Annotated in this window: 7 protein-coding genes; all 7 read right to left on the bottom strand. The window is 66.4% G+C overall.

Annotated features, from left to right (window positions below; genetic code table 11):
• Nucleotides 1-4 precede the first annotated feature (4 nt).
• The gene (gene xylB / locus ACYVJ8_RS05455; protein ID WP_460710061.1) at nucleotides 5-1498 is read right to left on the bottom strand and encodes a xylulokinase; all 1494 of its coding nucleotides are present in this window, start codon (nucleotides 1496-1498) and stop codon (nucleotides 5-7) included.
• Nucleotides 1495-3867 (bottom strand): glycoside hydrolase family 95 protein, encoded by a 2373-nt coding sequence (locus ACYVJ8_RS05450; protein WP_460710059.1) that lies wholly within the window; start codon nucleotides 3865-3867, stop codon nucleotides 1495-1497. Before ACYVJ8_RS05450 ends, xylB begins: the two co-directional genes overlap by 4 nt.
• A gap of 10 nt (nucleotides 3868-3877) precedes the next feature.
• The gene (locus ACYVJ8_RS05445) at nucleotides 3878-6766 is read right to left on the bottom strand and encodes a TIM-barrel domain-containing protein (RefSeq protein ID WP_460710057.1); all 2889 of its coding nucleotides are present in this window, start codon (nucleotides 6764-6766) and stop codon (nucleotides 3878-3880) included.
• 14 nt (nucleotides 6767-6780) lie between these two features.
• The gene (locus ACYVJ8_RS05440; RefSeq protein WP_460710055.1) at nucleotides 6781-8433 is read right to left on the bottom strand and encodes a GH35 family beta-galactosidase; all 1653 of its coding nucleotides are present in this window, start codon (nucleotides 8431-8433) and stop codon (nucleotides 6781-6783) included.
• A gap of 77 nt (nucleotides 8434-8510) precedes the next feature.
• Entirely contained in the window at nucleotides 8511-10340 is a 1830-nt protein-coding gene (locus tag ACYVJ8_RS05435) for a sialate O-acetylesterase (protein ID WP_460711057.1), read from the bottom strand.
• Nucleotides 10341-10446: 106 nt separating this feature from the next.
• Nucleotides 10447-12654, bottom strand: a complete 2208-nt coding sequence (locus ACYVJ8_RS05430) for a cellulase (RefSeq protein ID WP_460710053.1) — start codon at nucleotides 12652-12654, stop codon at nucleotides 10447-10449.
• On the bottom strand, nucleotides 12651-15251 hold the full coding sequence (locus ACYVJ8_RS05425; RefSeq protein WP_460711055.1) for a glycoside hydrolase family 3 protein: 2601 nt from the start codon (nucleotides 15249-15251) through the stop codon (nucleotides 12651-12653). The genes ACYVJ8_RS05430 and ACYVJ8_RS05425 overlap by 4 nt, the downstream gene beginning before the upstream one ends.
• Between the last annotated feature and the right edge of the window lie 7 nt (nucleotides 15252-15258).

Below are 15258 nucleotides of genomic sequence, written 5' to 3'. Positions count from 1 at the left end.
CCGGTCAGTTCGCGTAGAGCGGACCGACGGCCTGGAGGTGTTGCAGGAAGCGCTCGTAATGCGCGCGGTATGCGTCGACGTGATGAGCGCTGGGTTCGGCCGCATGCGCGTCCTGCATGTGCACGTGCTCCAGGACGAGATCGGCGAGACTGCCCTCGCCGCCCAGGTCGTGCCGGTACGACCACAGGGCCTGCAGCGCGGCACCGAACGCAGCGCCTTCGGCCTGCTCCGGCACGCTGACCGGCAACGCGAACACGTCCGCGACCATCTGCCGCCACGCGGCGCTCTTGCTACCGCCACCGGTGAGGCAGATTCGGTCGAACCGCAGGCCGGCACCCACGAACGCGTCGTAGCCATTGCGCAGGCTGTAGGTGGCGCCTTCCATCGCTGCGCGATAGGCGTTGGCTGGCGTGGTGTTGAGCAGGTCCATGCCGAGCAGGCAGCCGCGACCGTTGGGCAGGTTCGGCGTGCGCTCGCCGTTGAAGAACGGCAACAGCGTCAGTCCGCTGGCGCCTGGCTGAGTCGACGCCATCAGGCTGTCGCCTTCGCCCGGCTGCAGCTTGAACAATCGCGCCATCGATTCGGTGGCGACGGTGCAGTTCATGGTGCAGATCAGCGGTAGCCAGCCGCCGGACGAAGCGCAGAACGCCGCCCAGCCGGCGTTGTCGTCCACCACCGGATGGTCGGCGAACGCGAACAGCGTGCCCGACGTGCCCAGACTCATGGTCAGGCGGCCGGGAACCACATTGCCGGTGCCGATCGCCGCCATCATGTTGTCGCCGCCACCGACCGAGATCCGCACGTCGTATGGCAGATCGAGTTCGTCCGCGATAGCGGCGGAGATCGCGAACGTCGTACCCAGCTCGGCGAGGGGCGGCAGGCACTCGCTCAAATCGCGCTGCGGGTCGATGGCCGCCAGCAGTTCCGGCGACCACTGGCGACGGCGCACATCCAGCCAGCCGGTTCCGGATGCGTCGCCGTACTCGGTGTAGCGCTCGCCGGTCAGATAGAAGTTGATGTAGTCGTGCGGCAGCAGCACCGTCGCCAGGCGGCGGTACGCGTCGCCGCGGTGCTTGCGCGTCCACGGCAGTTTGGATGCGGTGTAGCCGGCAAGCACCGGATTGCCGGCCAGCGCGATGCAGCGCTGCGCGCCGCCAACGGCGTCCATGATCTCGTCGCACTCCAGGCTGGTGCTGGTGTCGCACCACAGCTTCACCGGCGCCAGCACCTGCCCTGCCCGATCGAGCGGAACGAAGCCGTGCTGTTGGCCGGAAACGCCGATCGCACTGACCCGCGCGCGCACGGCCGGGCCGAGTTGCGCAAAGCAGTCGCGCACGCCGTCGATCCACCAGCTGGCCAGTTGCTCGCGCGTGCCGTCTTCGGCGCTGATGATGTCCAACGGGGCGCTGGCGGTGGCCGCGATGTGGCGGCGTTCCGCATCGTAGGCAACCAGCTTGACGCTCTGGGTGCCGATATCGAGGCCGAGGAAGAGACTCATAGCTGCACCAACTTCCCGCCACGCAGTCCGAATTCGGCCGCTTGTCCTGCTCCCAACGTCGCCTCCACTGTGTGTTTCCCATAGGCCAGCGAATAGGTGCCGCCCCGATCGCTGATCAGGTGCGCCCGCGTCAGCTGGCCGTGTTGCCAATGCAGATCGATGCCCGCCGCGCCGCGCACGCGCAGGCCGCTCACGGAGCCGTCCGGCCACTGCTCCGGCGGCGCCGGGAGCAGGAAGATCGAACCGCCCCAGCTTTGCAGCAGCATCTCGGTGATGCCGGAGGTGCCGCCGAAGTTGCCGTCGATCTGGAACGGCGGGTGCGCATCGAACAGGTTCGGATACGTGCGCTCGGGAGCGAGCAGCATGCGCAGGATCTTGTGCGCGTGTTCGCCCTCGCCCAGCCGCGCCCACAGGTTCAAACGCCAGCCCAGGCCCCAGCCGGTGGCGTCGTCGCCGCGGATCTGCAGCGAGCGTTTGGCCGCGGCTGCCAATTCCGTTGTGTCGCGCACGTTGATTTGGCTGCTGGGATGCAGCGCATACAGATGCGACACATGGCGATGGTGGATCTCCGGTGCCTGCATGTCCCAATCGGAGCGCCACTCCTGCAACTGGCCGGCCTGGCCGATGCGATCGGCCGGCAGCTGTGCGCGCAGCGTCTGCAGCGTGCGGGCGAATTCCGCGTCGACATCCAGGAGCGCGGACGCTTCGATGCACTGGCGGAACAAGTCGCGCAGCAGCTGCGAATCCATCGCCGGCCCGGCGCAGAGCGCGGCACCATGCGGATGCACGTTCTCGGGCGACATCGACGGATTGGTGACCATCTCGCCGGTTGCGGGATCGCGCGCCAGCACCGCGGCATAGAACTCAGCCGCGCCCTTGAACAACGGATAGATCTTCCGCAGATACGCCTGATCGCGGCCGTAGTCCCAGCGGTCCCACAACTGCTGCAGCAACCAGGCGCCGCCCATCGGCCACAATCCCCACTGCGCGCCATCGACCGGGCTGGTCTGCCGCCACAGGTCGGTGTTGTGGTGCAGCACCCAACCCGGCGCGCCGTACATCGTCTTCGCGGTGCGCGCGCCGGTCTGCGCGAGGTCGAACAGCATGCGTTCGAGCGGCTCCACGCACTCGGACAAGGCGTTGGCCTCGCTCGGCCAGTAGTTCATCTCGGTGTTGATGTTGACCGTGTACTTGCTCTCCCACGGCGGGTCCATCAGGTCGTTCCAGATGCCCTGCAGGTTCGCGGGTTGGGTGCCGGGACGCGAACTGGAGATCAGCAGGTAGCGACCGAACTGGTGGTACAGCGCCGCCAGCGCGGGATCGTTGCCGCTGGCGAAATGTTCGATGCGTTCATCGGTGGGCAGCCGCTCGGCCTCGCTGTGGCCCAGGTCGATCGCGACGCGATGGAACAGGCGCCGGTGCTCGTCGACATGCGCCGTACGCAAGGCCTCGAAGGTGCGCTTCGAAGCCGCGGAAAGCTGCTGGTGCGTGATCGCTTCAGGATCGCCGCCCACGTCGTCGTAGCGACGGTAGCTGGTGGCGGCGGTCAGCAGCAGCACGACTTCGTCCGCAGCTTCGATCTCGATGCGGCCGGCCCCGGTGCGCGTGGAACCGCCACGGGCGATCGCGCGTACACGAGCTGCGAAACTCAGACGGCCTTCGATGCCATGCCGCGATGGATTGCGACCACGCAGCAACAGCGTGTCTCGCTCGGCTGAAACCTCACTCTGCTGGTCGCTGTCCAGCCAGACGCGCAGGTCGATGGCGCCAGGGCGGTCCGCAGCCACCCGCACCACGACGCACTGGTCGACCGGCGATACGAAGACTTCCCGGGTATGCCGTGTCTGCCAGGTTTCGAATTGCGTAAGCGCGATGCCCGTGTCGAGATCGAGTTCGCGGCGGTAAGCGGTGACATCGGGGATATCGCGGAAGTCCAGTACCAGATCCGCCAGCGGCTGGTAAGGCATCTGCTTGATCGGCTTGGCCATCAGCCGCGCGTTCGCGAGCGCTTCGGCCTGCGCGTACTCGCCGGCGAAGATCAGCCGGCGCACTTCCGCCAGCGCAGCGTGCGCATCCGGATTGTCGGCGTCGTAGGGCCCGCCCGCGTACAGCGTGTCTTCGTTGAGCTGCAGGCGCTCGTGGCCGATGCCGCCCCAGACCATCGCACCGAGGCGGCCATTGCCCAGCGGCAAGGCCTCCACCCAGCGCGTGGCCGGGCGGCGATACCACAACTTGAGCGCCTCACTGACGGCGGCGCCGCCAGCACCAGAGACGTTCGATCCCGCATGCGCGGACAACGGCAGGCCGGCAAGCGCAAGTCCTGCGCCCGCCGCCTTGAACAATGCCCGCCGTGCCGTATCGATGCTCATGCGCTATCGCTCAGCGCCCTGCTGCTTGCGCACCGGGCCGGCGCACGGTGAGCGCCTTGCCCGCGTAGTTCACTTCGGCATCGCTGGACGGCTCCAGCGTTCCCGCATCGGGGCGCGGACCGGACACCCAGCGCACCTTGATCGTTCGCGTTGCCGGCATCCCCGCGTACTGGCCTTTGCGCGCGCCAATTCGCAGCTCGCCCTTCGCCTCATCCCAGACCATGGGAATGCGACTGAACTCGCCACGCTCGTAGCCGTAGCTGCGACCGTCGTCCTCGTACAGCGAGAACGCGCCGTCTGCACCGGTGTAGACGACGACCGTCAGCGGCGCGTCGGGCTGCTCGTCGACGTACTGCAGCACCGGACCGGTCGGCACGATCGAACCCGCGCGCACGAACAGCGGCATGCGCGCGAGCGGCGCATCGGCTACGACGGTCTGACCACCGTCGTAGCGCTTGCCGGTATTGAAGTCGATCCAGGACGTGCCGGCCGGCAGGTAGACGTCACGGCGGGTGGCCTTGTACTGCGTCACCGGCGCGACCAGGAAGGCCGTACCGAACAGGTACTCGTCGTCGATGTCGCAGACCTTGGCATCAGCCGGGAAGTCCATCGCCAGGCCGCGCATCATGATCCCGTCGCGATGATAGACATCGCCGGCCAGCGTGTAGATGTACGGCAGCAGCGTGTAGCGCAGCTTGTCGTAGTAGACGAGGCTGTCGTAGACCGGCGTGCCTTCCGGCGAGATGTTCCAGATCTCGCGGTACGGGAACTGCCCGTGCGAGCGGAAGATCGGAACGAAGGCGCCGAACTGGAACCAGCGCAGGTTGAGTTCGCGCCATTCGTCCAGGTGCGCCGGATCCTGGCTCTCGTAGCGCCTTTCGAGCGCGAAGCCGCCGATGTCGAAGGTCCAGTTCGCCAGGCCCGACATCGACAGGTTCACCCCGGCCGAGACCTGCGCGTGCAGGTCGGCCCAACGCGAAGCGACGTCGCCGCTCCACACCGCGACCGCATTGCGCTGGGTGCCGGCATAGCCCTTGCGCGACAGGATGAACACGCGCTTGTCCGGAGCGATCTTGCGCGAGCCTTCGTACACGCTCTGCGTGTGCGGCAGTGGATACGAGTTGAAGAACTCGGCCGAGGGACCCAGCGCGGTGGGCGTGGTGCGCGCCTTGCGTTCATCGATGTCGAGGTTGGAATGCAGGTCCGGCTCGTCCGAATCCATCCACCACGCATCCATGCCGAGCACGTTCAACTTTTCGTTGATCTGGCGCCAATAGATGTCGCGCGCTTCCTTCGCATACGGATCGTAGAAGGACGAGGTGTAGCCCGGGCCGATCCAATCCCTCTCACCGACCTCGATGTTGCGCTTGTACATGTAGCCCTTGGCATCGAGCTCCTTGAAGTTGGCCGTGCTCGGGTAGAACTTCGGCCACACCGAAATCATCATCTGCGCGTGGTTGGCATGGATGTGGTCGACCATGCCCTTCGGATCGGGGAAACGGGCCTTGTCGAAATCGTGCGAGCCCCAGGCGTTTTCGGGCCAGTACGACCAGTCCATAACGACGTTGTCGAGCGGCAGCTTGCGCTTGCGGTATTCGTCCAGCGCACCGGTGATCTCGGCCTGGGTCTTGTAGCGCTCGCGGCTCTGCCAGAAGCCGTAGGCCCACTTCGGCAGCAGCACCGACTTGCCGGTCAGCTGGCGGTAGCCGGCCACGACCTGGTCGGAGGTATCCCCGGCGACGAAGTAGTAGTCGACCATCTGGCCGGCTTCCGACCACAGCGACAGATCCTTCGCCTCGCCTGCGGGCAGCGGGTCGCGATGCAGCAACGCGAGGTAGCTGGGATCGATCAGGTCCCATTCGATGCGCAGCTTGTGGCGCTCGCCGGCCTTCATGTCCAGCGCGAACTCGTGGTGCCACGGATTCCAGTTCTGGCGCCAGCGGTCCTGCATCAGCTTGCCGTCGATCCACAGCTTGGCGTACTCGCTCGAATACAGCGAGAAGGTGTGGTGGCCGCTGGTGCGCGCGGCGATGTCGCCTTCCCAGGTCACCTGCATGCGCTGGGTCGGTTGTCCTGGTTTCGGCGGCGGCATCTTGGCTGCGGCCGGCCAGTTCTTCAGGTCCTTGATGTACTGGTAGTTGATCTCGGACTCGCGACGCTCGACCTTCTGCTCGCCGCCGATCGCGTAACGCGCGGTCAGCGCGCCAGGCTTGCCGCTGGCATCAAACAAGTCGAGCGACTGCGGCAACGGCTGCAGGCCGCGCGGGTCGCCCATGCGCGTGATCGAATTGTTGTCCCACAGCAGGCCGTAATTGCGGCTGGACACGAGGAAAGGCACTGCCATGTCGATGTTGTGCTGGAGCAGCTCGACGTCGTGGCCCTTCTGGTTCATCCAGCCCTGCTGGTGCTGGCCGAAGCCGTAGATCGCCTCGCCATCCGGCGATTCGAAGCGTTGCCGGACGCTGAGGTACGGCTTGCCCTCGACCTGCAGCGGCTTGAACGTGCGGCCGCCGGCGACCTCCGCCAGGATCGGTTTGCCAGCTTTGTCGAAGAAGCTGACGCGGCCACTATCCAGCGCGACCTTGGCGGTGACGCGCGTCGTGGACAGACGCACGGCATTTCCATCCGCGGCGACGTCGAACGACGGCGCCGGTGCGCTCTCGGGCGTCCGCATCAGGCTGGGCGTGCGGGCGAAGTCGCCATCCGGATCGGCACTGACGCGGATGATGGCGTCGCTGACCGCTTCCAGTCGCACGTCTGCAGCACCCGCATCCGCCGGATGCACGACGACGCCGCGATCGGTCTTGTTCCATTGGCCCGTCGCCGAGTCGGCGGTCGCCGCAGAGCATGCCGCCAGGGTCATGGTCAGAGCAGCGGTCCAGCATTTACCAAGATGCATCAGTCGTGTCCCTCTCAGTACGTCGCCAGCTTCACGCGCAGCAGTTGCGCGGCACTGGAAAAATTGAGTCCGTAGTCGGTCTGGTCGCCGTTCCAGATGCGCAGGAACTTCCATTGCCCGTTCTGGTAGGTGCCTTCCTCGACGCGGTCGTAGATCATTCGTGTGTCGTCGCGCGCCGGATGCAGGGTCACCCGCGCGTGGTAGCCGGTGACGAGGAACTCATCGGGCCCGAGTTCGACGATCAGCGCCGCGCCGCTCGGTTCCGGATTGCCCGGCGGCGGCCCCTGGAACCAGAACTGCGGCACGCCGTAAGTGACCGTGGCGTTCCAGCGCTCGTTCAACTGCAGGTGCTGTTCGGGTTCGCCTGCCCGCTCCGCCGTGCCATGCACCTTGCCGGCGAAGCTCTGCTTCGCGATCACGCGTGCCGCCGGCTTCACCAGCCTGTAGTTCAGGGCGAACGGCGCCAGCGTTTCGGCGTCCATGCGCTTGGCGCCCAGCGGCCAGTTGGAGTAGCCGGTGTAGTCGATGCCGAACGGCGACCAGCCGATCGCCTGATGGCCAAGTGCCGAGAAGAAGTAGCGTGCGAATGGCGTGTCGTTGCCGGTCTCGGCGACGAACAACGCGTTGTCCGCGCGCGAGTAGCGATCCACCACGGTGGTGTGCTTCTCGTAATCACGGATGTAGATGTCGGGCGCCAGCAGATCGATGTGCGGCGCGGCCAGCTTGTAGACGTCCAGCACGTTATCGGTCGCGCCGCCGCTTTCGTACTCCCCGGCGAGCGCCGGAGTGAAGGGGTCGCGCAATGCCGCGTTGACGTACATCGGCAGCGGGTAAACCGTTTTGCCCGCGGCGGCTACCTGATCGATGAACGTCGCGACATGCCAGGCGTGGAAGTATTCGTCCGCATCCTGGGCGAAGACCTGTTTCCAGGTGCCAGGCTGCTTGTTCATTCCTTTCACCAGGGCTTCGGGAACCGCGCTGTCGAACGCCTGTTGCGCCAGCGGCGAGAAATCGCGTGGCGGCCCGTAGGTGCCCGGCTCGTTCTCCACCTGCACCATGATCACGGTGCGTTGCGGATCGGCTTGCTTCAGGTGCTGCATCAGCTGCACGAAGGCTTTCGTGTCGGCCTCGAGCGTCGACTTCGCCAGCGGCGACAGCGAGTTCAGCGCCTTGCCGTCGGCGGTGACGACGCGCGGGAAACGCTTGTTGTCCAGTTTGACCCATGCCGGCGCGTAGTTGGGGCTGTTGTTCTTCCAAGTGGCAAACCACAGCAGCACCAGGCGCTTGTCGTGCTCGCGGGCCTGCGCCAGCAGCGTGTCGAGGAACGAGAAATCGAAGGCGCCCTCCTTCGGCTCGATCTGTTCCCAGGCGATCGGCACCATCACCGTGTTGGGATCGATGGCCTCGATCGCCGGCCAGACCTGCGGCAGTGTCGCCGGCCAGGCGCTGGAGTTGTTGATCTGCGCGCCGAGGATCAGGAAGGGTTCGCCATCGACCAGCAGGGCATGGCGCCCTTCACGGGTGACGAGCTGGGGGATCGGCGCTTGCGCCGTGCGCTTGGCTTGCGATGGCGGACCGGTATCGTCGCCCTGCCCCGCCGAAGGCAGGCGACCGCAGGCAGCGGCGACGAAGAACAGGATCAGCAGGCCGGCGTTGCGCAGCAACATGCCTGACGCTCGCCAGATCCGCCCTGCGCGAAGTGGGGTCTCAGTGTGCATTGACGATGCTCCCGGAATCATGCGCGTTACTGCCCCTCATCCGAACGGAACGGCGATGCCGGCAACCCGTCACGATTGATCAGGTTGGCCTGCTCGGGATTCTCGCTCCATGCATAGCGCACGGAGCGCGGTTGTTTGACCGCATCGCTGGTCACGATCACGGAATCGCCTTCGATCGTCGCCTGCGCTGGATGGAAGCGGTGGTCGTCGCCCGCCAGTTCGAAGCCCTGGATCGCGCGACCGCCGCCGCGCACTGCCAGTCCGCTGCCCTGCAGGTCGAACGCGATGCGCGCCCGGCCACTTTCCATCTTCATCTCGCGGAAAACCGGGCCCGAAAACACCAGCGACTCGCCGTAAGCCACATGACGCGCGGCCAATGCCAGGCGGCGCCCCACTTCCTGCTTGTTGGTCGGATGGATGTCGGCAGGGTTGCCGATGTCGATGGTCACGACCTGTGCCGTGGCGGGTAGCTGCAAGGTGTGCGATTGCGATTCGCGCAACACGGCCCAGGGGCTTTGCATTGCGGTATCGCCACCGGCGCGGAAATTGGCCAGCTGCACCCACAGGAACGGCAGCTCCGGCTGTGCCCAGTCCTTGCGCCAGAGATGGATGAGCGCGGCGAACTGGTCGCGATAGCGATAGGCCAGCTCGTTGCTGGCGTTCGCTTCACCCTGGTACCAGAGGACTCCGCGCAGCGGATACGGCTGCAATGGACGGATCATCTGGTTGAACAGCAGGGTTTCGACCTGGTTCTTGTCGTCCTGCATGGAGACAGTGACCTTGGCCGGACGAAACTTCCACGTGCCGCCGAAGGGGCGCGCTTCGGCGCCCTGCGGCTGGACATAGACCAGGGCCGCAGCGCCATGGATGCCGCCACCGCCGCCCGTATCGGTGACACGGATCGCGACCTGGTTGCTGCCTGCCTTCAACGCCTGCGCGGCGACGCTGTACTGACGCGGCGCATTCCAGCGGTTGACGAGACCACCGACACGCTGGCCGTTGACCCAGACCTCGTCCGAGTCGTCGATCATGCCCAGGCCCAGCGTCACTCCGGCCGCCGCTTCCTTCGCGCTCAGCTCGAAGGTGGTGCGATACCAGGCTACGCCGTCCATGCCGGGGTAACCGGCGTCTTCCCACAGCGACGGTACCGGGATCGTGTTCCAGGTGCGGTCGTCGAGATCGGCGCCATTCCAAGATGCATCGTCGATATCGCCCGCCAGGCGCTGCCGCGTCTGTGCCAGGGCACGCTCATCGCGCTCGCGCACTTCACGCATCCGGTCGGCCATGGCGGCGGCGTCGACGCCGAGCGAAGGCGCATCCATCCAGGCTTCGATGCGGCTGCCGCCCCAGGTGCTGTCGATGATGCCGATCGGCACATCGTTGTGGGCGCGCAATTCGCGCGCGAAGTAGTACGCGACCGCGGAGAACTGGCCGACGTTCTGCGGTGATGCCGCCTTCCATTGCCCACCCGTCAGCCGTGCTTCCGGCTGTCCCGACCAGGACTTGGGCACTTTGAAATGGCGGATGCGCGAATCGTTGGCGCGCGCGATTTCCATCGCCGCGTCCTTGGCCTGGGCGACGGGCCATTCCATGTTCGACTGCCCGGAGGCCAGCCACACGTCGCCGACCAGCACGTCTTTGACGGCAACGGTGTCGCTGTTTCCTTCGCGGACGTTCAACACATAAGGCCCGCCCGCCGCGTGCGCAGGCAGCTCGACGCGCCAAGCACCATCGGCCGCAGCCGTCGTCGTAGCGCGCCGGCCATCGAACACGACCTCGACCTTGGCCCCTGGCTTCGCCCAGCCCCATACGGGCAATGCACGATCGCGTTGCAGGACTGCGCCATCGGAAAACATCAGCGGCAGCTGCAGTTTCGCCTGTGCCGCCGGCACGGACAGCAGCAGCGCAACCAAGAGCAGGACACGAGTCAAAGTGCAGTCTCCACGTAGTAATCGCGAATCGTCAGTGCGGATCGCCATACAAGATCCCTCGCCCGCTACCGGCGAAATACACACGGCCGTAGCGACGCGGGTCGCCGGTCACGTGCCAGATGCGACCGAACCGGTGCGCGTCGTCGTCGATGCGCTGCCAGCTGCGCCCGTCGTCGTCGGAACGGAACAGTCCTTCGCCGCCATCGACCTGTCCATACACGAACAGCGTCGGCGCGCCGCCGTCCTCCTTCGGCTTGCCCAGGCCGAGCGAATACGCGTTCTGCACGCCCGGCAGGCGTTCGATCTTGCCTGGCGACCAGCGCAACAGACCGCGCGACAAGGCAGTGAAATAGACCACCGCGCTGCGCTGCGGATCGGGGCGCAGCTCCGGCTGGAACCAGTCGCCGATGTCGCCCACGCCGGCCGCGACTTCCTTGAAATCCACCCCGCCATTGCCACTGACGTAGAGCTTCCCGTCGACGGCATCGAAGGCGTAGTACAGCCCTTCGTCGACCTGGTCGGCCGCGATCACCGCGCGCGCCGGCACGCCGCGAACCTTCTGCCAGCGCTTGCCGAAATCGGCGCTGATCCACGCGTCCGCGGCCTTGCGCGGCGTCCAGATCACACGCTTGCCGTCGGCCGCAATAACTATCCGGCCGGCGCCCTCGCCCTGCGGCGGTTCGCTGGCGAACGCATTCCAGCTTCTGCCGCCATCCAGCGAATACGCCGCGCGCACTTCGTTGTTGCGGCGGTCGCGGACCGTGCCGCTGCGCACGATGATCTGCGGTGCCTGTCCCGCGTACGCCATGCTTTCGGTGTTGGTGAGACGCGGGCCGGCGTATTGCAGCGTCGGCGCGTCCGGGTCGTCGTGGCGGAAGCCGTCGATATCGCCCAGGCCACTCAGAAGTGGCGCGCCCTGCGGCGGGCTGAGCAGGGCCAGCGGCACGGTTTCTTCGAGTCCCGCGTTCTGGAACCACCAGTCCACGTCTTGGCCGCGCTCGAAGGCGCTCAGGTTGCGCGACGCCCACAGCCCATAGCCGGTGACGAAGATCGCGTGATCGGCGTCGAACGGATCGATCTCGACGTCCGCCATCCAGTGCGGAAACGCGTCGCGTGTCCATTCCGCGGCGGAATGGTCGAAGCGCGATCGCGCGAACACAGGCGCCCAATGCCGGCCGCCATCGGAGCTGCGATAAATGTCGTCGTGCGGCCCGTAGCGGCAGAACGTCGTCGCGAGCAGCACCTGCGGATTGCGCGGATCGACCGTCACCGCACCCCAACCGAAGCCATCGCCCTGGGTGTCGGTGGATTGCGGAGCGGGCGTGATGTCTTCCCATTGGCCCGACGCCGGTGCGTATTTCCAAACCGCGCCGTTGTTCATCGTGTTCGGGCCCGGCTCGTCGCCGTAGCTCAGGTAGAACTTGTCGTCGCTTGCCCGCACCATGTGGTTGGGGCGCAGGCCTTTGGGCTGTCCCTTCACCGCGGTCCAGGTGACGCCGCCATCGGCGGATTCGTACAGGCTGGTATCGCGCGTCGACACGCCGGCGTAGAGCTTCGGCGTCGGTGCTCCCGGCTTGCCGCTGGCCGGATCGAACACGACGAAGACGATGCCGACCGGCTGCAGTCCCGCCCATGATGTCTGCACGGCCGCCGATTCGGACGTGGCGATGGCAGGGAAGGACTTCACGTTGTTCCAGCTCGCGCCGCCATCTCCACTGCGCCACAGGCCCGCGCCGCGCGAACCGAAGAACAGCACGCGTCCATCATTCGGGTCGACGGCGAGGCGTTCGCCATTGCCGCGCCCCATTTCGTTGCCACCGAGCTTGAACGGCAGGTCGACGCGCTGGAAGCTGCGGCCGCGATCCGCCGAGCGCAGGATGGCGCCATTGCCGACTTTCGCGTTGAGATAGGTGCCCGCCGCGAGATAGACGCGCTCAGGATCGGACGGATCGATCGCGAGACTCTCGATGCCCATCAGGTTGTTGTCCTGCGAGCCGAGCCAGTCGGTCAGCGCAATCCAGCGCTGCGCCGCATGGTCCCAGCGATAGGCGCCGCCGACATCGGTACGTGCATAGGCCAGGCCCTTCTCGCGCGGATGGAACGTCACGCCGGTGACGAAGCCGCCGCCGCCGATGGCGACGCTCTTCCAGGCGTAAGGTCCGTCGGTGTCGCGTGCATGCGCCGGCCCGATGAGCAAGCCCAGCAACAGGACCAGCCAGCCGGCGCGCGCGAAATTCATGGAGCCGGACACACCGCGCCGGTGGGATCGGCGACTAGACGCACTTCGGCAATCGACAACGTCAACGGCGAGGCCGTCGTCAGCACGAAGGGTTCGACCACATGACCGACCTTCGCACCGGCCTTGCGGAAGCAATCGAGGCGGATGCGCATCGTGGTCCACTGCCCCGCCGATGCCTTCGCCAGCAGCGAGGTGACGTCGATGGCGCCCTGGCAACCTGCGCCGCAGCCCAGGGCGAGTTTCACCGGTCCTTTCGGTGCGCTGTCGGCGCGGTACTGCAGCTGCAGCACCATCTCGGCGTTGGTCTGGCGTTCGAGATCGAGCGGCTCTACCCCGGCGTTGCCGAGAATCGCGAACGCCGCTTCGCTGCCGCCCTTCCATTGCAGGCGGCGTCCGCCTTCCTGGAGTCCGGCGGCATCGGTGGCGCGCAGCTGCAATGCGCCACTATCGGCATCCGCACTGTTGCCGGTGACCGGCGTGGCCTTGCCGTTCGCACGCAGCTCGAATCGCCATGGCGGCGGCACGCGTCCGTTGCTGAAGTAGTTGCCGACATTGCTGGCCGCGGCACTGACGCCGGATTCCTCGGACAGCGCCGGAACGTCGCGGGACGCGGCGTAACCCAGGCCATAGCCGAGCGGGAACAGCGGATCGTAGTTCGCCTGGCCCTTGTTCAATTCGAGTTGCGCGGCGGTGCGCGGCCACGAGAATGCCAATCGCCCCTGGAAATCGTGACGCGGCTTGCCATCCGCGGCGGCGACCAGTACATCGGCGATGCCGCCGCCTTCGGTGCCCGGCAACCACGCGGCGACGAAGGCATCGGATGCATTGAGTTCCGGGTTCACCCACAGCGGCCGGCCCGACAGGAACACCGACACCACCGGAATGCCCTGCGCCTTGAGCTTCTTCAACAGCGCCAGATCGCGTTTGTCGCCGGCCTGGTATTCGAGGGTCTGCACGTCGCCCGCCATCTCGGCGTACGGCATCTCGCCGTACACCACGATGGCCACGTCGGGACGTTGCGAGAACGCGCCATCGACGTTCAATTCCGCATGTCCGCCGCCCGCCTCGATGGCCTCGCGCAGGCCTTGGTAGATGCTTTGCGCATTGGGGAAATCGCTGCGCTGGTTGCCGTTGCCCTGCCACGACAGGCTCCAGCCGCCCGACTGCCGACCGACATCGTCAGCACCCGAACCCGCCACCAGCACCTTCGCCGACGGCTTCAAGGGCAGCACGCCACCGTTGTTCTTCAGCAGCACCAGCGACTTGCGCACGGCCTCGCGCGCCAACGCACGGTGCTCGTCCGCGCCGATCACGCCGGCCTTGCCTTCCCACGGACGCGCCGTGTCGAACAAGCCCAGCCGGTACTTCACGCGCAAGATGCGGCGCACCGCGTCGTCGATGCGTGCCGCCGGGATCTCGCCCGAGCGTGCCTGAGCGAGGGTGTTTTCGTACAACCCTTTCCAGCTGTCGGGCGCCATCGCCATGTCGAGACCGGCGTTGAACGCGGCGGCGCAGCTCTCGTTGCTGCAGCCCGGTACCTGTCCGTGCCCGTTCCAGTCGCCGACGATGAAACCGTCGAAGCCCATGCGCTGCTTCAGCACATCGGTGAGCAGGCTGCGGTTGCCGTGCATCTTGGCGCCCTGCCAGCTGGAGAACGAAGCCATCACCGTCATCGCACCCGCTTCGATCGCGGGCGGATAACCCGCTGCGTGGATGCGGATCAAATCGGCTTCGCTGGAGCGGTTGTCGCCCTGGTCGATGCCGTTGTGGGTGCCGCCGTCGCCGAGGAAATGCTTGGGCGAGGAAGCGACATGCCCATGCTGCAAGGGAAGCGCAGAACCTTGCTCGCCTTGCAGGCCGCGGACCATTTCGCCGGCGTAGCGGCGGACCAGGTCGGGGCTCTCCGAATAGCCTTCGTAGGTGCGACCCCAGCCATCGTTCTGTGGTACGGCAAGCGTGGGACCGAAAGCCCAGTCGATGCCGGCTGCGGCGGTTTCCGCAGCAGTGGCCGCGCCGATGCGGCGGATGAGCGCGGGATCGTTCGCCGCACCCAATGCGATGTTGTGCGGATAGATCACCGCACCGACGACGTTGTTGTTGCCGTGCACCGCATCGATGCCGAACATCACCGGAATCGGCAGGTGCCCTGCGCGTTTTTCGAGCGAGACGACGCGGTAGGCACGCGCGGTTTCAATCCACGGCCCCGCCGGCGAGCGATCGGGCGCTCCAAGCGGCGGCGAATTGCCGCCGGCCAGGATCGAACCGAGCGGATACTTGCGCAGATCCTCGGGCCGGACACTGGAAATGTCACCCTGGATCATCTGCCCGACTTTTTCTTCCAGACTCATCTTCGCCAGCAGTGCGTCGACGAACGTTTCGGCCTGCGGGTCTTTCAATCCGGCGCTGGCGGCTTGCGGCCAGCCTTCGGCATGCGCCACTCCCGCCGGTGCGGCTTGCGAATCCTGCTTCGTCTGGGCACCTTGCGACGAACCTGGATTGCAGGCGCTGAGCACGATGGCCGCCAGGCCCACGGCGATAGTGGTGGCGAGGAACCTGGCTTGCGGAGTGGCTGAGGCGGCTCGAAGGGAAAGCGTCATGTGCATG

The sequence above is a fragment of the Lysobacter terrae genome (assembly GCF_054782215.1).
This window is presented reverse-complemented; position numbering and strand designations above follow the sequence as displayed.

Excerpts from the sequence above, each read along its gene's own strand:
- xylB (WP_460710061.1), bottom strand. The coding sequence starts at position 1,498 with ATGAGTCTCTTCCTCGGCCTCGATATCGGCACCCAGAGCGTCAAGCTG.
- ACYVJ8_RS05450 (WP_460710059.1), bottom strand. The coding sequence starts at position 3,867 with ATGAGCATCGATACGGCACGGCGGGCATTGTTCAAGGCGGCGGGCGCA.
- ACYVJ8_RS05445 (WP_460710057.1), bottom strand. The coding sequence starts at position 6,766 with ATGCATCTTGGTAAATGCTGGACCGCTGCTCTGACCATGACCCTGGCG.
- ACYVJ8_RS05440 (WP_460710055.1), bottom strand. The coding sequence starts at position 8,433 with ATGTTGCTGCGCAACGCCGGCCTGCTGATCCTGTTCTTCGTCGCCGCT.
- ACYVJ8_RS05435 (WP_460711057.1), bottom strand. The coding sequence starts at position 10,340 with ATGTTTTCCGATGGCGCAGTCCTGCAACGCGATCGTGCATTGCCCGTA.
- ACYVJ8_RS05430 (WP_460710053.1), bottom strand. The coding sequence starts at position 12,654 with ATGAATTTCGCGCGCGCCGGCTGGCTGGTCCTGTTGCTGGGCTTGCTC.
- ACYVJ8_RS05425 (WP_460711055.1), bottom strand. The coding sequence starts at position 15,251 with ATGACGCTTTCCCTTCGAGCCGCCTCAGCCACTCCGCAAGCCAGGTTC.